Source organism: Mesorhizobium sp. B2-3-5 (genome assembly GCF_006442395.1).
Lineage (GTDB): Bacteria > Pseudomonadota > Alphaproteobacteria > Rhizobiales > Rhizobiaceae > Mesorhizobium.
In genome coordinates, this window is the sequence record NZ_VFVX01000003.1 from 187,252 (window position 1) to 206,972 (window position 19,721).

Consider the following 19,721-nt stretch of genomic DNA (forward strand, 5'->3'; position numbering starts at 1 on the left):
CGGCTGTTGGCCGTTGAGCGGCTCCCGTATCCGGGCCGTTTGGTCGCCGGATTCGTCTCTCCTGACGAGAGACAGATCGAGCCTAGACCGTGGAGTTTTCGATGATCTGGCCGCAGATTTACAAATAGGTAAATCGACGTCCGGCTTCACAGGTCGCGCAGCAGTTCCGTTGCCTGTCCCGCCGATGGCCTGGCGGACAAAACGGCGGCGGCCACCGAAGCCGCGACGAGGCCGAGCACGGCTGCCAGATAGAGCCAGGGGATCGACAAGGTCTCGGGTGGCGGATCGAATACGCCGGTCAGCAGCTTGACCAGCATCCATGCCGTCAGCAGCCCCGAAAGGAGGCCGAACGCCATGCCGCCGACAAGGATCAGCAGACCTTCGCCCCAAAGGAAGGCCGCGAGCTGGCGGGGTTTGGCGCCGATCGCGGCAAGGATGGCGAAAGGCCGGCGACGCTCGAAGAACCCCAGTGCCAACATCAGCCCGGCGGCGGCCGCGGCCATGACGACCGCAAAGCCCAGTTCGATTGCCGTCAAACCGCCAAGGTCGACCGCGGTCAGGCTCGAGCCGATGAGATGTGCCGCCTGGCCGATGTCGGCCACCTTCAGCGTCTGATCGAAATCGAGCACCGAAGAAGCCTGTCGCGCCAGCTCGGCGGGATCCGCCTTGGCCCGCATAAGCACGTATTCGGATGCATCGGAGCCGGTCATGTGGGCGACATAGGCCGAATTGGCGACAAGGAACGAATCCTTTGGCGCTGTCGGAAATTCGCGGGCGACGCCGATGAACTTGAAGGCCACGGGATGATACTGGTGATCCCTGGCATCGACGAGCCGCAGGTTGATCGTATCGCCTTGCTGGAGCTGGAAGTCCTGCACGGTCTCTTCCGACACCAGGACACCGTCCGGCGTCGCGGCGAGCAGGGCAAGCGTGCCAGCGGCGCTGGCGCCGCTGAAATAGGCGTCGGAAAGACCGGTCGCGCGTCCGATGCGATTGGGGTCGATGCCATAAAGATCCTGCAGGTCGGCGCCGACATAGGCAAAACGATGTTGCATGGGTTCGGCCGCCGCCGCATCAGGCAACGAGGCGAGCGCCGCGAGGTGGGCTCCGGCGGGCTTGTCCGTCGTGCCGAAGACGGTGACATCGGAGCCGTTGGTGAGCTCGGCGTCGATGCGTGCCTGGGCATTGTAGGTGGTGTTGAAGACGGCCGTCGAGGTTGCGAAGGAGATGGCCAGCGCGGTCATCGCAATGCCGATCGTCAGGCGGCCCGATTGCCGCGACAGGGCGGCCGATACGATTGGCGCCAGTGCTCCCGATACCGGGGCGACAATCAATCTCAGGAGCGTGCCGTTGCGTGCGATGACCGTGGCCGACAGCCTGATGGTCAGCAGCGCCATGCCGAGCCAGAACAGGGCGGGGGCGACGAACGCCTTGTAGTCCACGGCTGTCGCGGCCACGCCTTCGGGCGCAAGCACGATCTGGTATCCGGTGCTCGCCGATTGCCAGAAGACCAATCCCGCCGCAGCGAGCAGCAGGCCGTCCAGCCACAGGCGCTGCCACAGCGGTGGATGCGGCCGGCTCACGGTGCGCCGCGCCGCCATCACGGTCGCCCAGCGCGCGTCCCGCCAGGCCGGGTAGAGAAAGGCGACGAACCCGACCAGCAGTCCGAAGAAGGCGACAAGAAGCAGCTTCGGCTGGTCCACGCCAAGCGCAGCGTCAAGGCCTGGGGCGGCCATGCCAAGGAGGAATACCACGGCCATGCCGAAGGCGGTTCCGCCAATGGCGGCGACGGCGGCCTCTGTCGCGGACAGAAACAATATGTCCCTGGCCGTCGCGCCGCGGACGCGAAGCAGCGCCTGCTCGGTGCGGCGGCGTTCCGCGCCGGACGAGGTGACGGCAAAGGTAAGCGCAATCGCCAATGCGATGCCTGGCAGTCCGAGGAACAGAAACAGCACGGAGGCGTACAACGCATCCTCGCGAACCGCTCCGAGGCGGGAGCCGAGATTATCGGCCACCAGGGCCTGGCCGGCGACTCTTGCCTCGAGATTGCGCTGCGCGGCAGTGACAAAGGTATAGGCCGCGACCGGATCCGGCGGCAGCGCCCCGTGCGCGAGGCGCACATGCAATTGCAGCCGGGCGGTGTCGGGGCGCGCCTTGGCCTGCGGGTCGAACGTTTGCCGCCAGGTCTCCTGCGGCAGGATAAGGACGTTGTCGGGCGGGGCCTGCGGCGCTGCCTGAGGCGGCAGACCGACAGCCTGGAACAGGGCGTCGGCGTCGGGCAGGTCGACCACGCCGGCAATCCTGACCTCCGCCGGCGGCAAACCCGTCCGCTGGATCGAGACCGTGTCGCCGGGGGCGACATGGAGGTTGGCAGCGGTCTGCTGGGCAATCAGCGCTCCGTCGGGGCTACCGGAAAGCAACCGGGTCTCCGCCGGGAAATCGCTGGAATACCCGCTATCGAAAGCAACCACCTGGCCAGGCCCCGTGGTCTGGGTCGTGCCGCCGGTTCGAGCCTCGAAGCCGGCGACATCGGCATAGCGGACCTGATGCACGGCCTTGACCGGAGCGGCTTCGGTCAGGGCCTTGCCGACGAGACCCGGATCGGCACCGGAAATCACTTGCACCTGCCAATCGATGGGGACCGCCGACACGGCGCGAGCGGTCATCGATGCACTGGCATTGGCGAGGAAGAGCGCCATCGCCGCAAGCAGCGCGACCGTCAGTGCGATGCCGGCTGCCGCGCCCGCCACGCGCATGAAACGGCGAGCGAGCACACCACGAATCCACAGCAGGAACATCATGCCGCCGCGGTCCCCGGCCGAAGCCCGGTGGTGAGCCGGCCATGATCCATCGTCCAGCGCGTCGCCATGCGGTTGGCCATGGCTTCGTCATGCGTGGCGACGACCAGGGCGATGTCGGTTCCTTCCAGGCGGTCGAGCACGGCGTCGAAGAAACGCAGCGCGGTTCGGCTGTCCAGCTGCCCGGTTGGTTCATCGGCCAGCACAAGCTTCGGACCCATGACCAGGGCGCGCGCCATGGCGATACGCTGAGCCTGGCCGCCGGACAGTTCCTCCGGCAGTTTGTCGCCGAGTTCGCCGAGGCCGAACGATTGCAGAAGCGATGCCCCGATCTCCTCGGCGCCGGCATTCTCGCCGGCCAGCAGCAAGGGCAGGCCGACGTTCTGGACGGCGGTTAGAGCGGGAAACAGGCTGGGCGACTGGAACACGAAGCCGATCTGGCGCGGCCTCAAGGCCTCGAATGCGCCGAGGCCGGGCCATTCGACGATGCCGGCGGTCGGCCTGTCGAGGCCGCCAAGAATATGCAGCAGCGTCGTCTTGCCGCTGCCGGAAGGTCCGACGAGCGCGATGCGCGCGCCCGACACGATCTCGCAGTCGACATTGCGCAGCACCTCGATCCGACCGGCGTTGCCGTCCCGGAAGTCCCGCCCGAGGTCTTTTGCGACGACAAGCGTTTCACCCACGATCGATCCTCCCATCCTTCAGTCTGATGATGCGATCCGCCCGCTGCGCCAGCGCCTTGCTATGGGTGGCCAGCAGCGTCGCCCGTCCGGCGTCGCGCCTCGCCTCGAAATGAGCGATCAGCCGGGATTCGGTATCGCTATCGACCTCCGCGGTCGGCTCGTCCGCAACCAGGATCAGCGGGTCGGCGGCCAGCGCCACCGCAAGGCCCGCCCGCGCCGTCTCGCCGCCGGACAGCTCGGTCGGAAAGGCACGTGCGCGATGCGAAAGGCCGACGCTTTCCAGCAGGCTGGCCATTCGCCGGTCATCCGGCTTCTTCGCCAGGAGCATCTGCAATCGAAGATTCTGCTCGACATTCAGGTGGCCGAACAGGTTTCCCGATTGCGGCAGAATGCCGAAGCTGGCGGCGCGAACACGCGTGCGATGGGCCTCCGGTCGCCGGGTCAGCCGGACACCGGACACCTCGACATAGCCGCCATCCGGTTCATCGAGGCCGGTTACGCAGGCCAGCAAGGTGGATTTGCCGCTGCCGGAAGGCCCGACCAGGGCAACGATCTCGCCGGCGGCGACGTGGAAACTGACGCCCCGCAATGCGGTCGTCTCATCATCGCCGATGTGGAAGAACCGATAGATCTCATGCGCGTCCAACGCGTGCATCTCATTTCCACCGGAACGAGTTGGACATCAGTTGCCACTGATCGACATTGTCGGCGCCCTTGGGCGCGTAGAATTCGAGCACGACGAGCTTGCCGTCCTTGAAATAGAGATAGCGCTCGTTCTCGAGGCGAACCTGCCGGTTGGTTACCGCGTTCGGTTCGGAGTTCGAGGTATAGACGATGCGGATCGCGGCGCCGGCCGGCAGTTTGACCTGCTTGACGGCGCTCACCCGCACGGCGCGCCCGGCGGCCTCGAGCTTGACGACATCGTTCGCCTTGACGCTGTCGACGGTCGGCGCGGTATCCGCCTTGGAAACCGAGACGACGACGCCGTCCAGCTTGTCGACGAAGCTGGCGCCGTCGGCACGATCCGACCGTGCCCAACCTTCCGGCACCTTCAGGGTGAACCCTTCCGGTGAAGTATAGTCGATGAAGACCTGCGTATCGGGGATGTCGCCCGGAGGGTTCTTCTCCGGTTGCACGGGTTTCTCGGCGGCCGAGGCCGGCAAGCAGCCAAGCACCGGAACCAGGGCAGCTGTCGTTCCCAGGCATGCTGTGAAGGCGAGAACCGGCAGGACGCCGATGGTTTTCCGAAAATGGGTTTTCATTTTCCGCGGCCTTTCGATGGAAGGTGAAGTCCATCCAGTATGGCGCTGCAAGCTTACGGGCGGGTCGCCAGCCTCATACGCTTTTGTAAGTTATCGGCGCGTTGGCAAGCTTTCGGCTTCGGCTTCCGGCTCTATGGCGCCGGCGATTTTACCAGCGGAAAGCTCACCACCACGGCGAGCCCGGGCCGGCAGTCCTCCAACGTAATGGATGCGCCGTGCAGATCGGCAATGGCCCTGACAAGGCTCAGCCCAAGGCCGCTGCCCGGCGTCGAGCGGCTGTGGTCCAGCCGGTACAGCCGCTGAAACACCCTTTCGCGTTCGTCCGTGGGAATGCCGGGTCCGTTGTCGGCGACGCTGGCAAGAACACGATCGCCCTGACGCGTCACCGACAGTTTGATGGTCGTGCCGGACGGGCAATGGCGAAGCGCGTTCTCCACCAGATTGGCGAACATCTGGGTCAACAGTTCGCGGTCCCCATGGATTCGGTCCGCGGCTTCCTTCAGTTGCCTGGATGACAGCACCTTGCCGTCGTCCTCGGCAACGTCGGTATAGATCTCCGCTATGATTTGCAGGATCTCGTCGAGGTCGACATCGGTGAAGCGCGCCTTGCGCGCGCCGGCCTCGATCTGCGCGATCCGCAACAGCGCATCGAAGGTCTCGTTGATCTGATAGCCCTCGGCCCGCGCATCGGCGAGATCGTCCGAAACGTCCTGATCCTGCGCTGCCTTGTCGGCGGCGCCTTCCAGGATCATCTGCAGGCGATTGAGCGGTGTCTTCAAATCGTGCGCGATGTTGGTGCTGACCTGTTTCATGCCGTCAACCAGGCTCGACAGCCGGTCGAGCGCCGCATTGACCTGGCTGGAGACGATGTCGATGTCGTCGCCATTGCCGGTCAGCGGAATGCGTGTATCCAGCCGGCCATGCGAGACATCGACCATGGTGGCGGCAATGCCGTCGAGACGGCGCTGGACGCGCGAGGCGAGCAGGGCGCCGCCGGCGACCGCCAGCCCGGTGATGATCAGGGTTGCCCAGCCGAAGCTCATCAGCATGATCGTTTCCAGTTCGTCCGTCTCGGACAGGCTGAATGCGATCGTCAGGGTGTTGCCGCCGACCGAGCCGGAATAGGCGCGGTATTCGGTATCCGGAGGAATGCCGGGCATTTCGGCGCCGAACAACGAAAAGCCGTCGGGAAGACCCGCCGCGGTGAAATTGCCGGCCAGGCGGTTGCCGGCCGCGTCGGTCAGCGAAAAAAGCTGTTCCTTCTTCGGGTTGCGCATGGAGTGGCTCTGGACGGTCTCCACCAGTTCCTTGAGATCGCTGTCGGAATAGGTCGCGGCGACGACGGAATAGGTTTCCTTGATGCTCTCGTCGAGCTGTTCGGCAAGATCCGCGCTCATCATCTGGTAGACGATGGCGCCCGACAGCACGAAAGCCAGCATGAACAGGAAGGCGAATGTCAGGGCGAGCCGAAACGGCGTGCTGCGCGGCAGGCGGGCCCATGCTTCCATCATGGCGCGAGCGGTGCGTGCAGGCTGTAGCCGGTGTTACGGACCGTGTGGATCAGCTGGGTTTCGAACGGCTTGTCGATCTTGGCCCGCAGCCGGCTGATATGGGTTTCGACGACGCTGGTCTTGGGGTCGAAATGAAAGTCCCAGACGCGTTCCAGAAGCATTGTGCGGGTGATCACGCGGCCCTCGCCGCGCATCAGCACTTCCAGCAGGCTGAACTCGCGCGGCTGCAGGTCGATCGGCTGGCCCTGCCGCGTGACGCGGCGCATGATGAGGTCCATTTCGAGGTCGCCAACCCGCAGAACCGTCTTCTGTTCCTGCGCCGCCGGCCGCCGGCCGAGCGCATTGATGCGGGCAAGCAGCTCGGAAAAGGCGAAGGGCTTGACCAGATAGTCGTCGCCACCCGCCTCGAGGCCCTCGACGCGGTCGTCGACGCCGCCGACGGAGGTGAGAAAGATAGCCGGCGTTCGCACGCCGGCGGCACGGATCGCCTTGACCATCGACAGGCCGTCGAGACCCGGGATCATGCGATCGGCTACGATCACGTCATAGGCGCCACTGGTCGCGGCGAAAAGCGCGTCATGTCCGTTGCGCAGGAGGTCGCAGACATGGCCGGCCTCTGTCAGCCCCCTGACGATGTAATCGGCGGTCCTTTGGTCGTCCTCGACGAGAAGAAGTCGCATCGCTGTCCCGGTTGGTTGCCGCTACCGCGAACAGGCTATCACCGGCGCGGGTCCGTTCCTAGGATGGCCGTGACGCCTGCCAGGCGCAGCGCGCGCCGCGGGTTTATTCCGACTCCAGCAGGATCTCGTCCAGTTCATCGGCCTTCTTGCTGAGCGTCATGTAGAAGACTAGGGCGACGATGCAGCCGAGGAAGATCAGGCTAGTGAAGGTGGTGCCGAAGCCGAGGCCGCCATATTCGACCGGCTGCGACAGCAGATCGCCGAACGAGGCGCCAAGCGGCCGCGTCAGGATATAGGCCAGCCAGAAGGCCAGGATGGCGTCCAGGTGGAACAGGTAATAGGCGAGCGCGATGAGCGCGATCACGCCGCCGAACAGCAGGCCCGTGGTCAGGTAGCCCATGTCGAAGCTCTCGGCGACAAGATCGCCCGCGGCGGTGCCGAGCGAAAAGGTGAAGAGGATCGCCAGCCAGTAGAAGACCTCGCGCCTTGTGGTGAAGATGGTGTGGATCGAAAGCGTCCGTTCGCTCGCGTACCAGACCGCGAACGTCGCCACGAGCACCACGCTGAAGGCGATCGTCGTGGTCTGCAGCCGCACGCCGAAATTGTCGACGAGGTTGTCGGTGATCAGCGTGCCGACGACGCTGATCAGCACCACCGCCAGCCAGTAGGCCCAGGGCACGTAACGTTTCTGGGCGAGCTGGAGGACAAGGGCGACGATCAGGACACCGGTCATGATCAATGACGTGACGGTCAGCCCGAGCCCAAGGTTGACGGCGAGATAGTCGGCCGCCGTTTCGCCCATGGTCACCGCCATAAGCTTGATCAACCAGAAATCGACAGTGACCTCGGGGACCCTGTTCTGGCTCGGTGCGGCGATGTTTTGCGTGTTGGGAGAAAGCATGGCGACCGTCCTCATGGTTCGCGGAAATTACTTGCCCATGACTTTCATGGCCTGGGCGAAGAAGTCGTCGGCGCGCTTGTCGTCATCCGCGTTGCAGCGTTCGATGCCCTTGGTCTCCAGTTCCGAGACCTTGTTCTTGTCGGCATCGCCGAGCTTTGCCGTCGCCTCCGCCGCGCGCAGCGTCTTCAGCGTCTCCTCGCAAGGCGCTGTGGCCGCGAAAACGGAGGAGACCGGACCGGAGACGGCGACGATGCCCAGTGCAATGGCGAGCGCGTATCTTCTCATGAGATGTTTTCCTGTCTGGTTCCGGTTGCCCGGCTGTGGGTTGATTCCGGCTCGCAGGAGGAGCAAGCCGGCATCTCGACAGTAGGGACGCGAATTCACACTCGCCTGTCCGCCGCCATACAATTTCGTAAGAATGGGCGCCGATCGGCCAAAAGGCCTTTACGAAAGCCTCGTGGTGCGCTGATAGAAGGCCACTGCCTTGCATCCGCCATCAATGGCGTGCCCCAGTGCTCCCGGGCCTGTCAGCGCCCAAGGAAAACACCAATGACCTACGCGCCCCTCAAGCCGGTTTCCGATGCCTTTGTCCAGCGCAAGCGACTGATCTTCGTGCGGGTCGCGGCGGTGCTCGCGGTGCTGCTTCTGTTTTTCGCCAAGCCAGCCTTGAGCGAGGGCTCGAACGGCCATGAGACGCTCGAGCATCTTGGCCTCAGCCTGGTGCTCATCTGTATCGTCGGGCGGCTGTGGAGCATCCTCTATGTCGGCGGCAAGAAGAACCAGGAACTGGTCTCGACCGGACCGTTTTCGATGACCCAGAACCCGCTCTATTTCTTCTCGACAGTGGGCGCGGTCGGCATCGGGTTGATCTATGGCTCCCTGGTGGCGGCGCTGCTGCTGGGCGCCGCCTCCTTCTTCATCTTTCGCGTCACCGCGCGCAAGGAAGCCGGATTCCTGCTGGGCAAGTTCGGGCCGGCTTACGTCGCCTATATCGAGGCCACCCCCCGCTTCTGGCCAAACCCGCTGCTTTACCGCGACCATGACGAGCTGCAGTTCTCGACGCGCGCGCTCAAGCGCACTTTCCTCGACGGGCTTTATTTCCTCGCCATCTTCCCGGCCATCGAGCTGATCGAATATTTCCGGGAGACGGGCCTGCTGTTCCCGGCCTTCGTCACGCTCTACTGATCATCCGCGCCCGCCCTGCAATCAGGAAAATCGTTTCAGGTCGTGCGGCGCTTCGACCAGTGCGGCTCAGCGCCAGGATCGCCGACCGCTCCAAGCCTCTGTACAAATTCCGGACGAAGCCGCGATGCGCGGTCCGGGAATACGCTATGCTCCCAGCGGATAAGGCATGTAGCCGACGAAGCCCGCGATCTTCCAGCTCCCGCCGACCTTCCTGCAGAAATACAGCGTCTGCCATTTCAGCCTGTCGACGCCGCCGTCGGCCTTGGCGACGGAGCCATCGAACTTCTTGTGCAGCACGGCGCGGTCGCCATCGACATCGATGTCGCGCAGATTGGTGACGCGAAACAGCGCCTCGCGCAGCGGTTCCGCGAATTCCGTCGCCGCCGTCTCCTTGGCCTGGCGCAGCCACTCGTCGCGATAGACTTCCAGCCTCGGGAACTGCAACCGCCATGCGTCGGCATTGGCGAGGAGATGCGCATGCATGCCGAAAAAGCTTTCGGCGACGAAATCATTCTCGACCATCGACCAGTCCTGGCCGATGAAGGCGTCGATATCGCGCCGCACCAGCATTTCCCACAGCGCGTGGCGGTCGGCGTCGCCCGATGGAAACGGGTTCTTGTCGAAGGTCATTGTCGGGTTCTCCGGTCTCGCAAGGCATCTGTCCGCCGCGGCTTCTAGACCGTCCGGCAAGCGCGCACGATGCAGGCGCTTCTGTAATAAAGCAACATGGTTTTCGAAGAATGTTGCTTTCCAACAAGACCTCTATCGGGATCGCCCCGATCGCGGTAAATCTGCGCCAAGCGGGCGCCGTCCTGGCGCCGCGTCGCGTCATCGGAGGAGGTCATCCCTTGCCCAAGCAGACTTTTGGAACATCCCATGTGCCGCTGTCGCCCGCCGTGCGGGCCGGCGATTTCGTCTATGTCTCGGGCCAGGTCCCGGTCGGCGGCGATGGCATCGTGGTGAAAGGCGGCATTACCGAACAGACCGAGCAGGTGCTCGCCAATGTGAAGGCCGCGCTCGCCCTGGCCGGCTGCACCCTGGACGATGTGGTGAAAACCACCGTCTGGCTCGAGGACGCGCGCGATTTCGGCGCCTTCAATGCCGTCTACGCCAGGCACTTTCCCAAGAACCCGCCGGCCCGCACCACGGTCGAATCGCGGCTGATGATCGATATCAAGATCGAGGTCGAGGCGGTCGCCTACCGGCCGGTCTGACAAAGGCAAAGGAAGCGGAGGTTCCCCCATGCAATTCGACCTCCTGCTGAAGGGCGGACGGCTGATCGATCCGGCGTCGGGGCTCGACGCGCCGCGCGATGTCGCCATCGCCAATGGCCGTGTCGCGGCGGTCGATGCCGACATCCCCGTGACCAGAGCCGCGCAGGTCGTCGACGCGACCGGCTGCATCGTCGCGCCCGGCCTGATCGACCTGCACAGTCACGTCTATTGGGGCGGCACCTCGCTCGGCGTCGACGCCGACCGGCTCGCCGCCAAGAGCGGCACCACCACTTTCATCGACGCGGGAAGTGCCGGCGCCGGCAATTTCCTCGGCTTCCGCCGCCACGTCATGGAGCGCTCGAAGACGCGCATCCTGGCCTATGTCAACATTTCCTTCGCCGGCATCTTCGGCTTCTCGCAGACAGTGTCGGTCGGCGAGTGCAGCGATCTCAGGCTGTGCGAGCCGCGCGAGGTGGTCGCGGCGGTGCGTGAGCACGCCGACGTCGTCGTCGGCGTCAAGGTCCGTTCCGGCAAGCATGCCGGCGGCACCAGCGGCATCGCGCCGGTCGATCTCGCGCTGGAGGCCGCCGACAAGGCTGGCTTGCCGCTGATGGCGCATATCGACGAGCCGCCGCCCGGCCGCTCGGAAGTGCTGCCGCGCCTGCGCCGGGGCGATATCCTCACCCACTGCTTCCGGCCGTTCCCCAATGCGCCGGTCTTCGCTTCCGGCGCGGTGCGGCCCGACATGCGGCTGGCGCGTGAGCGCGGCGTCATTTTCGATCTCGGCCATGGCATGGGCTCGTTCGACTTCGACGTCGCCCGCGCCATGCTCGCCGAGGGTCTGGCGCCCGACGTCGTCTCGAGCGACGTGCATCTCTACTGCGTCGATGGTCCGGCCTTCGACATACTGGTCTGCATGTCGAAGCTGATCGCGCTCGGCATGCCGCTGGTCGAGGTGCTGCGCGCCGCGACGCAGGCCCCGGCGCGGGCGATCGCGCGGCCAGATCTCGGCACGCTGGCTGTCGGCGCTGTCGGCGACGTCGCCGTGCTTCGCCAGCGGTCGGGCCGCTTCACTTTCGTCGACGCGGTCGGCGCCTCGCTGGTCGCCGACCAGCGGCTGGTGTCGGAAGGCATCGTCATCGGCGGCACCTGGTGGCCGAACGAGGCGGCGAACGACCTCGGCGAGACCGAGCGTTTCGAGGCACATGCCAACCATACCCATGTCGAGGTCGCTGCCCGGCACTTCGGGCATCGGCACGAGTGAGGCCTTGCCGGCGAGGTCGAGGCTCTGTCCGCGGTCAGGCGACTGCCGGGGCAGTCATGCCAGGCCGAGCGTGTTCAGGAAACTCACGACATCCATCGTCGTCAAAAGCTCGATACGCGCGCGGATCAGGTCATCGCTCCAGTCCCACCATTTCAACGACTGCAGGCGCTCGATGACATCCGGCGCGAACCGGTAGCGCATGACACGAGCCGGATTGCCGACCGCGATGGCATAGGGCGGAATCTCTCTTGTGACGATGCTGCCGGCACCGATCACCGCTCCATTGCCGATCGTGACGCCGCTGAGGATGACACTGCGGGCACCGATCCAGACGTCATGGCCGACCGTAATCGGACCCTTGCCGACGGTTCCATTTCCGTTGCGGATCTTCCCGTCCACGGATTGGATCGGATAAGTGGTCGCGCTGTCGAGGCGGTGTTCAGCCGCACAGATAAAGAGAACGTCGGGGCCGACCGAACAGAATGATCCTATCCGCACCGGCACGGTTTCACGCGGAACGAAGAACGATTTCTTGCTGAGGCCGTAAGTATGACGCCCGATCTCGACACCTGGCAGTGGCGGCAACGGGTCCTTTTTCAGTCCAAGCTTGATGCGAAGCCCTCTTAGAAATCCCATCGGCGTCCTCCCGCGAGTGGCCGGGCACTATAGCGGGAATCCTTACTGCATCTGAAAGCTTCGCGGACGATTTTTCGTCCGGGCTGGTCCGGTGGCCCCAGCTCCTTTCAATTCCGGCGTGAGGAATTGCTCGGCGGCCCATAAACCGGCGTCGCGATGCCTTCCATGCGCGCCTTGATCTGCAGCGCCACATATTTCGAATAGAAGCGCGACAGCGCCAGGTTGCCGCCATGGAACCACAGCGCTTCCTGTGCCGTCGGCTTCCACATGTTGCGCAGCTCGCCTTGCCACGGGCCGGGGTCGCCCTTGACGCCGGAGCCAAGGCCCCAGCAGGGGCCGACCTTGTCGGCGACTTCGCGCGAGACGAGCGCGGCCACATTCTCGTTCATCGACTGGTAGCCGGTGCAGGCGATGATGGCGTCGGCCTCGATCTCGGTGCCGTCATCGAACAGGATGCCCTTTGGCGTCAGCGACTTGATCGCCACGCCACTGCGGATGCCGATCTTGCCGTCGATGATCAGGTCCGAGGCGCCGACGTCGATGTAGTAGCCTGAGCCGGTGCGGTAGGCCTTCATCAGCAGGCCCGTCTCGTCGTCGCCGAAATCGATGGCGAAGCCCGAGGCGCGCAGGCGATCGTAGAAGCCTGCGTCGCGCGCCCGGATGACGTCGTAGAGCGCCCGCTGGCCCTTGGGCACCAGAGCGAACGGCGTCGAGGCGACGATCATGTCGGCCTTCTCGGTGGTGATGCCGCGCGCCAGCGCGCTTTCCGAGAAGATTTCGAAGCCTACTTCCATAAGCGTGTCCGACTTGACCACGGTGGTCGGCGAGCGCTGGATCATGGTGACGTCGGCGCCGCTCTCCCAAAGGTCGACGCAGACGTCATGCCCGGAGCTTGCCGCGCCGATGACCGCGACCTTCCTGCCACGGAATTTATCGCCGCTCGAATACTGGCTGGAATGCAGCAACTCGCCCTTGAACTGGTCCGCGCCGGCCAGGTCGATCTTTCGCGGCGGCCCGTAGGCGCCGGTGGCGAAGACGATGTGCTTCGGCTTCAGCGTGACCTGCCTGCCGACGCGATCGACCACCACGGTCCAGACCTTCTCCGCCTCGTCATAGCTCGCGCTGAGGCACTTGGTGGCGGCCCAGTAATTGAGCTCCATGACGCGCGTGTACATTTCCAGCCAGTCGCCCATCTTGTCCTTGGGCGTGAAGACCGGCCAGTTATCGGGAAACGGAATGTAGGGCAGATGGTCGTACCAGACCGGATCGTGCAGCACGAGCGTGCGATAGCGGTTGCGCCAGGAATCGCCTGGCCTCGCGTTCTTCTCGATGACGATGGTCGGCACGCCGAGCTGCCTGAGACGCGCGCCGAGCATGATGCCGCCCTGGCCGCCGCCGATGACCAGGCAATAGGGCTGCTCGGAGGCGCCAAGTTCGCGCGTCTCGCGCGCCCGCGCCTCCGACCAGGTCTCGCGCTCGGGATCGGCCTTGTGGCGCACGCCGAGCGGCCGCGCCGCGCCCTTGCGCTCCTCGAAGCCTTTCAGGTCCGTCATGGCGGTGAACAATGTCCGGCAGCGCCCGTCGCGCAGGCGCATGATGCCTTGTCCCGAGGCGACCGCGGTCTCGAATGTGAACCAGGCTTCGATCGTGCCTTCGTCCGAGGTCGCCTCGCCGCTGAGCTGCCATGCGGCGGGTTTCGTCGTCGCCAGCGTCGCCTTGAGCATGTCGGCGATGGCCTCGCGGCCTTCCATGGTCTTCACGTTCCAGGTGAAGGTCAGAAGATCGCGCCAGTAGCAATCGTCGACGAACAGATTGCCGGCCGCCGCCACGTCGCCGGCTTCAAGCGCCTGCGCAAAGGAGCCGAGCCATGCGGCGGCCTGTTTCGTTGGTGCCATTTCGAGCATGTCTGTCCCTCTTCCTGCAATGCGCCCCATCCGTTGAGACGGTAACTGTCGAACCCGGCGCCGCCCCTCATCCGCCTGCCGGCACCTTCTCCCCGTGAACGGGGAGAAGAGACTAGTCCCCCAGCGGCTCCATCTCCTTGCCGGTGCGGTGGATCTGGGCGTTGTACTTGATGCGGCGCACCGTCTCACGCGCCGGGCCATCGAGCTTGTAGGCCGAGGCCACCGCCAAGAGGTCTATCATCGCCAGGAAGGCGAAGCGCGATGCGGTTGGCTTCAGCGTGTCGGGATATTCGGGCACGGCAACCGTCAGCCTGACGTCGCAGGCGCGCGCAAGCTCGGTGTCGGGCGCGGTCACGGCGATGGCGTTGGCGCGATAGTGCTTGGCGAGTTCGACCGCCTCGATCACCTCGCGCGTGCGCCCGGTCGCCGAAATGGCGATCACCAGATCGCCGGGCTTCAGCGTCGAGGCGGTCATGCGCATCAGGTAGGGATCGCACTGGGCGCTGATCGATATGCCGTAGCGAAACAACCGGTATTGGGTTTCCTGTGCCAGCGCCGAGGAACTGCCGCCCAGCCCGAAGACGGTAACCTGGCGCGCCTTGGCAATGAGTTCGGCGGCCTTCTGCAGCTGCGCCGGGTCGAGTTGGCGCTCGGCCTCCTGCAGGGCCTGGCGTGCTTCGCCGAAAACTGCGTTCCAGAACGGCATGCCGTTGTCGCCGCTGGTCGCCGGCGGCTTGGCCAGATAAAGCGCGCCGACGACAAGACTCTGCGCCAGCTTCAGCTTGAAATCACGCACGCCCTCGCAGCCGATGGCGCGGCAGAACCGGGTGACCGTCGGTTCGCTGACCCCGGCGCGCTGGGCAAGGGCCGCATTGGAGGCGTCGACGGCGTATTTGACGTCGTCCAACACAACATCGGCGACGCGGCGCTCGGCCGGGCGCAGCTCGGCATAGGAATCCTTGACCAGCGAGATGATGTCGGGGATGCGCCGGAGGTCGCGCCCTTCCAGATCACTGCTCACTTCCTGGCTGTCAGCTTCGGTCATCAAGTCGGTCTTCCCTGTCTTTTCGACCTGACCTCTTACCATGTTTGCACGCTGCCGTTCCATGCGCCTGGCCATGGGTGCAACCGGTGCGTGCCGCAAGGGCATGCCGGAGCCATGGCGCTAAGTATGTAGGAAAGCAACACGAATTTCAAGACGGAGAAAAACACGCAATAACAAGGGATTAATGGAAGCTCGGAATTTTCGTTACACGCTTGCCATCACGACCGCTTGACAGCGAAGTAGGATAGTTACAGACTGATTTCTGGCAGTCTGATGACCATTGGATCATCACGCAATCTCCGAGGGGCGGATGAACGCGGGCGAAGCAACAACGCCGAAGCTCGGCGTGCAGGCAGCGACCAAGATCTATCACACGGCGTCCGGCGACCTCTTGGCGCTGGACCGCTGCAGTCTCGACATCCGCGCCAATGAAATCGTCTCGATCGTCGGCCCGTCCGGTTGCGGCAAGACCACGCTTTTGTGGTCGATGTCGGGCCTGCACGGCCTGACCAGCGGCGAGATCCGGCTCGACGGCAAGGCGATCACCGGTCCGCATCCCGATATCGGCATCGTCTTCCAGGAAGCCAATCTCCTGCCCTGGCGCAATCTCGACGCCAATATCCGCTTCCCCTTCGAGATCAAGGGCGAGAAGCCGGACCGCGCTTGGATCGCACATCTCCTCAACCGCGTCGGGCTCGACGGTTTCGGCGGCAAGTTCCCGCGCGAGCTGTCAGGCGGCATGCAGCAGCGCGCGGCGATCGTGCGGGCGCTGGCGCTGAAGCCCTCGGTGCTGTTGATGGACGAGCCGTTCGGCGCGCTCGACAGCTTCACCCGCGAGGAGATGAACCGGCTGGTCGAGGAAATCTGGCTCGACACCAAGACCACCATCGTCTTCATCACCCACAGCATCGAGGAAGCGATCTTCCTCTCGGACCGCGTGGTGGTGCTGAGCGCCCGGCCGGGCAAGGTCGCCCGTGAGTACCGCGTGCCGTTTCCGCGGCCACGCTCGCTGGAGATCATGGCGACGAAAGAAGTCTTCGACCTCACCAACCGGATCAAGATGGACATCGTCGGCGAGCGCGCCAGGCCGAAGCCGCCGGAACAGGCGCGCACAAGTGCCGAGATCGTGAGGATCAGGCCATGAGCGACGCCATTCCGGAATTTTCCAAATCCAAGGCAAGTGACGGACAGGACGTCAGCCTGACCAATTTGTCCGCCTTCGCCGGCGGTCCCGGCATCAAGTCGGGCAAGGAAGTGGCGGCCATCATCGCGGTTGCGGTGATCATCATCGGCGGCATCGAGCTGGCGCTGCGGCTGTTCCACGTGCCGCTCTACATCATGCCGCCGCCGAGTTCGATCGCCTACGCGCTGTTCGACGAGTTCCCGCTGATCGCGCCGCACCTCGGCTACACGCTGGTCGAGCTGGTATCGGGCTTCGCCATCGGCGCCGTGGTCGGCATGGTGCTGGCGGCCGTCATCACCCAGTTCCCTTTCGCCGAAAAGATCGTCGCGCCCTACATATTGCTGCTCGTCACCACGCCGATGCTGGCGCTGGTGCCGCTGCTGATCCTGCGTTTCGGCTTCGGCTACACCCCGCGCATCATCGCGGTGGCGCTGGCCGCCGGGCCGATGGTGATGATCAACGCCGCCACCGGCTTTCGCCGCGTCGACAGCGCCAAGATCGCGCTGGCGCGATCCTACGGCGCCAGCACCTTGCAAATATTCTGGAAGATCCGCGCACCGATGGCGCTGCCGATGATCCTGGTCGGGCTGATGATCGGCGCCATCTTCGGCCTGCTCACCGCCGTCGGCGCCGAGATGGTCGGCGGCGGTTTCGGCCTCGGCAACCGGCTGACAACCTATTCGTCGATGATCCAGATGCCGCAGTTCTTCGCCGTGGTGCTGATCCTGTCGACGCTCGGCATTCTGATCTACGTGCTGTTCTTCCTGATCGGGAAGAAATGGGCGAGTTGGGAGGCATAAGGCAGAAGACGCCCGGGAGACGGTCGGCAAGAGACTGACAATCAACAAAAAGGGGAATGTTATGAAGATGGAGAATCCAATCAACAACGCGGCGGGCATCAGCCGCCGCACTTTCCTGCAAGTGACCGGCGCCGGCCTGGTGACGGCCACCGCGCTCGGCGCCACGGGCTTGAAGGCCAGGGCCGAGGCCTATGGCAAATTCACCTGGATCTCGCCGCGCGGCACGCTCGAAGTGCTCGACGACTATCCCTACTGGGCGGCCAAGAAGGCCGGCTATTTCGACGGGCTCGACACCGACATGCAGCCCGGCCCGTCGGACGGCACCGCGACGGTGAAGTTCGTCGATGTCGGCCAGGCCGACATGGGCTTCCCCTCGCCCGGCGTGTTCTCCTTCGCCATCCAGAACGGCATGAAGCTGAAGTCGGTGTTCCACATGGGCGCGCGCGACACGTTCAGCATCGCTTTCCGCAAGGGCGAGGGATCGAACGACTTGAAGAAGCTGGAAGGCAAGACCATCCTGCTCGGCTCCGCCGCCTGGCAGTCGATCACCGATCCGCTGCTGGCGGCACAAGGCGTCGACATCAAGAAGGTCAAATATGTCGAAGCCGGCTGGCCGACCTGGGGCACAGCCCTTGCCGGCGGCCAGGGCGACGCCGCCCTGTCGTGGGAAGGCCTGCGCGCCGAATGGATCGCCAAGGGACTCGATTTCGAGTATTGGCTCGGCGTCCAGCATTCGAAACTGCCGGCCAACACCTTCGTCGTTCGCACCGCCGACCTGGCGGATCCCGACAAGAAGGCGTTCCTGGAAAAGTATCTGCGCGGCTGGGCGATGGGCCTCGAATTCGGCTACCAGAATCCGCGCGCGGCGGTCGAAGCGGTGTTCGAGCAGTTCCCGACACTGGCCAAGAATCTCGGCCCGGAGCTCGGCACCACCTCGATCCTGCAGCAGATCAACGTCTTCCGCGGCGACATGGACAAGCGCGGCGGCTGGGGCTCGCACGACATGGCGAGCTGGCAGGGTTTCTTCGACGAGATCCACAAGATCGGCCAGATCACCAATCCGGTGAAGGCCGAGGATGTCTGCACCAACGAGCTGATCCCGGCGGCCAACAATTTCGACAAGGCCAAGGTCAAGGCCGATGCCGACGGCATCAAGCTGTCGGAAGGCTTTGCCGCGCTCGATGTCGAGAAGATCAAGGCGCATCTGTTCGATTCGGCGGTGAAGTAGGGACTGGCGGATTAGCAGGGCAGTCTGGTGATTTGGCGGTGTCGGTGCTGCCCCTCATCCGCCTGCCGGCACCTTCTCCCCGTATAGTGACGGGGAGAAGGGAGATGGCCGTGCCCTCCGCGCTCTTTCTGCAACGCGGGCGATTGGCGAAATCCTCGGCGAAGACTTCTTTCTCCCCGTCACTATACGGGGAGAAATGCCCGGCAGGGCAATGAGGGGCGGCGCCGACGTAGCTCGATTGCCAGGGCAATACATTGGTGGCGACACGTCGCTGCCCACGATCCGGTCAATAAATGGGAGGCTGACATGGCCGACAAGGTGAAAGTGCTGGTGGTGGGTCTGGGCAATATGGGTGCGTCGCACGCCAGCGCCTATCATCGCTCCGAAGGCTTCGAGATCGTCGGCATCATGAGCCGCTCGATCAAGAGCAGCAAGAAGATTCCGGCGGAGCTTTCCGGCTACCCGCTCTATGAGGATTTCGACCTGGCGCTGAAGGAGACGAAGCCCGACGCCGTCTCGATCAACAGCTGGCCGAACACCCATACCGAATATGCGCTGAAGGCGATCGCGGCCAATTGCCATGTGTTCATGGAAAAGCCGCTCGCCACCAACATCGAGGACGCCGAAAAGGTGGTCGCCGCCGCACGGGCGAAAAACCGCAAGCTGGTGTTGGGTTACATCCTGCGCGTCCATCCTTCCTGGATCAAGTTCATCGAGGTCGGCAAGACGCTCGGCAAGCCGCTGGTGATGCGTCTCAATCTCAACCAGCAGAGCAGCGGCACCGCCTGGCATTGGCACAAGAACCTGATCGATTCGCTGATCCCGATCGTCGATTGCGGCGTGCACTATGTCGACGTCATGTGCCAGCTGACCGGCGCCAAGCCGGTGCGCGTGCATGGCATCGGCGCCAAACTCTGGGCGGAGGCCGACAAGCAGAATTATGGGCATCTGCATGTCACCTTCGATGACGGCTCCGTCGGCTGGTACGAGGCGGGCTGGGGCCCGATGATGAGCGAGACGGCCTATTTCGTGAAGGACGTGGTCGGCCCGAAAGGGGCGGTGTCGATCGTTGCCGGCCAGGCTGCAAGTACCGCTTCGGACGCCGAAGTATCCAATTCCGCTGACATTGACCGCCATACCAAGACCGACGCGCTGAAGATCCACTATGCTGCCGTCGACGGCGACAAGAATTTCTCCAAGCCGGACGAGATCGTCAGCATGGAGGACGAGCCCGGCCATCAGGAGCTGTGCGACCGCGAACAGGCCTTCTTCCTGCGAGCGATCCGCGAGGATCTCGACCTGACCGAGCAGATGGACGCGGCGGTCAACAGCCTGCGCATCGTGCTGGCGGCCGAGCAGAGCATCGCGCTCGGCCGGACCGTCGACCTGGCCTGATGCAACCCGGTTGCTGGCGGCGGCGGAGGCGC

At 64.4% G+C, this 19,721-nt stretch carries 19 protein-coding genes; 7 read left to right on the top strand and 12 right to left on the bottom strand.

The features are described 5' to 3' along the window. Nucleotides 1-146: 146 nt before the first annotated feature. The 8 genes from FJ958_RS05615 to FJ958_RS05650 form a co-directional block, all read right to left on the bottom strand. Nucleotides 147-2,801, bottom strand: coding sequence for an ABC transporter permease (locus FJ958_RS05615; RefSeq protein WP_140740454.1), 2,655 nt, complete (start codon nucleotides 2,799-2,801; stop codon nucleotides 147-149). Then, nucleotides 2,798-3,481: an ABC transporter ATP-binding protein gene (locus FJ958_RS05620; RefSeq protein ID WP_246679503.1), complete on the bottom strand. Its 684-nt coding sequence runs from the start codon at nucleotides 3,479-3,481 to the stop codon at nucleotides 2,798-2,800. The genes FJ958_RS05615 and FJ958_RS05620 overlap by 4 nt, the downstream gene beginning before the upstream one ends. Next, nucleotides 3,474-4,136, bottom strand: a complete 663-nt coding sequence (locus tag FJ958_RS05625; RefSeq protein ID WP_140740459.1) for an ABC transporter ATP-binding protein — start codon at nucleotides 4,134-4,136, stop codon at nucleotides 3,474-3,476. The genes FJ958_RS05620 and FJ958_RS05625 overlap by 8 nt, the downstream gene beginning before the upstream one ends. 1 nt (nucleotide 4,137) lies before the next feature. Then, nucleotides 4,138-4,743 (bottom strand): hypothetical protein, encoded by a 606-nt coding sequence (locus tag FJ958_RS05630; RefSeq protein WP_140740462.1) that lies wholly within the window; start codon nucleotides 4,741-4,743, stop codon nucleotides 4,138-4,140. Between the two features lie 131 nt (nucleotides 4,744-4,874). Then, nucleotides 4,875-6,254, bottom strand: a complete 1,380-nt coding sequence (locus FJ958_RS05635) for an ATP-binding protein (RefSeq protein ID WP_140740465.1) — start codon at nucleotides 6,252-6,254, stop codon at nucleotides 4,875-4,877. Next, entirely contained in the window at nucleotides 6,251-6,934 is a 684-nt protein-coding gene (locus FJ958_RS05640; protein ID WP_140740468.1) for a winged helix-turn-helix domain-containing protein, read from the bottom strand. The genes FJ958_RS05635 and FJ958_RS05640 overlap by 4 nt, the downstream gene beginning before the upstream one ends. A 103-nt stretch (nucleotides 6,935-7,037) precedes the next feature. Next, complete coding sequence (locus tag FJ958_RS05645; protein ID WP_140740471.1) at nucleotides 7,038-7,835, bottom strand: hypothetical protein; 798 nt, start codon at nucleotides 7,833-7,835, stop codon at nucleotides 7,038-7,040. A 27-nt stretch (nucleotides 7,836-7,862) separates the two neighbouring features. After that, entirely contained in the window at nucleotides 7,863-8,120 is a 258-nt protein-coding gene (locus FJ958_RS05650) for a hypothetical protein (protein ID WP_140740474.1), read from the bottom strand. A gap of 264 nt (nucleotides 8,121-8,384) precedes the next feature. On the opposite strand from FJ958_RS05650, the gene FJ958_RS05655 reads away from it, so the two are divergent. Beyond that, nucleotides 8,385-9,020 carry an isoprenylcysteine carboxylmethyltransferase family protein gene (locus tag FJ958_RS05655; RefSeq protein WP_140740477.1) on the top strand — a complete coding sequence of 212 codons (636 nt, stop codon included), beginning with the start codon at nucleotides 8,385-8,387 and terminating at the stop codon, nucleotides 9,018-9,020. A 144-nt stretch (nucleotides 9,021-9,164) separates the two neighbouring features. Here the strand turns inward: FJ958_RS05655 and FJ958_RS05660 are convergent, their stop codons facing one another. Then, complete coding sequence (locus FJ958_RS05660; protein WP_140740480.1) at nucleotides 9,165-9,650, bottom strand: hypothetical protein; 486 nt, start codon at nucleotides 9,648-9,650, stop codon at nucleotides 9,165-9,167. Nucleotides 9,651-9,868: 218 nt separating this feature from the next. Here FJ958_RS05660 and FJ958_RS05665 point away from each other — a divergent pair, with 218 nt between their 5' ends. Continuing rightward, entirely contained in the window at nucleotides 9,869-10,234 is a 366-nt protein-coding gene (locus FJ958_RS05665; protein WP_140612859.1) for a RidA family protein, read from the top strand. Nucleotides 10,235-10,262: 28 nt separating this feature from the next. After that, complete coding sequence (locus FJ958_RS05670) at nucleotides 10,263-11,498, top strand: amidohydrolase/deacetylase family metallohydrolase (protein ID WP_140740483.1); 1,236 nt, start codon at nucleotides 10,263-10,265, stop codon at nucleotides 11,496-11,498. A gap of 54 nt (nucleotides 11,499-11,552) precedes the next feature. On the opposite strand, the gene FJ958_RS05675 is transcribed toward FJ958_RS05670, so the two are convergent. From FJ958_RS05675 to FJ958_RS05685, 3 genes are all read right to left on the bottom strand, one after another. Continuing rightward, nucleotides 11,553-12,134, bottom strand: a complete 582-nt coding sequence (locus tag FJ958_RS05675; protein ID WP_140740486.1) for a CatB-related O-acetyltransferase — start codon at nucleotides 12,132-12,134, stop codon at nucleotides 11,553-11,555. Nucleotides 12,135-12,241: 107 nt separating this feature from the next. After that, nucleotides 12,242-14,038 (bottom strand): NAD(P)/FAD-dependent oxidoreductase, encoded by a 1,797-nt coding sequence (locus FJ958_RS05680; protein ID WP_140740489.1) that lies wholly within the window; start codon nucleotides 14,036-14,038, stop codon nucleotides 12,242-12,244. 112 nt (nucleotides 14,039-14,150) lie between these two features. Then, nucleotides 14,151-15,083, bottom strand: a complete 933-nt coding sequence (locus tag FJ958_RS05685) for a MurR/RpiR family transcriptional regulator (protein WP_140740492.1) — start codon at nucleotides 15,081-15,083, stop codon at nucleotides 14,151-14,153. Nucleotides 15,084-15,393: 310 nt separating this feature from the next. On the opposite strand from FJ958_RS05685, the gene FJ958_RS05690 reads away from it, so the two are divergent. The 4 genes from FJ958_RS05690 (at nucleotide 15,394) to FJ958_RS05710 (ending at nucleotide 19,689) form a co-directional block, all read left to right on the top strand. Next, nucleotides 15,394-16,227: an ABC transporter ATP-binding protein gene (locus FJ958_RS05690; RefSeq protein ID WP_140740495.1), complete on the top strand. Its 834-nt coding sequence runs from the start codon at nucleotides 15,394-15,396 to the stop codon at nucleotides 16,225-16,227. Beyond that, nucleotides 16,224-17,066 carry an ABC transporter permease gene (locus FJ958_RS05695; protein WP_140740498.1) on the top strand — a complete coding sequence of 281 codons (843 nt, stop codon included), beginning with the start codon at nucleotides 16,224-16,226 and terminating at the stop codon, nucleotides 17,064-17,066. The genes FJ958_RS05690 and FJ958_RS05695 overlap by 4 nt, the downstream gene beginning before the upstream one ends. 61 nt (nucleotides 17,067-17,127) lie before the next feature. Continuing rightward, entirely contained in the window at nucleotides 17,128-18,294 is a 1,167-nt protein-coding gene (locus tag FJ958_RS05700; protein WP_140740501.1) for an ABC transporter substrate-binding protein, read from the top strand. Between the two features lie 306 nt (nucleotides 18,295-18,600). Next, on the top strand, nucleotides 18,601-19,689 hold the full coding sequence (locus FJ958_RS05710; protein ID WP_140740504.1) for a Gfo/Idh/MocA family oxidoreductase: 1,089 nt from the start codon (nucleotides 18,601-18,603) through the stop codon (nucleotides 19,687-19,689). Nucleotides 19,690-19,721 lie beyond the last annotated feature (32 nt).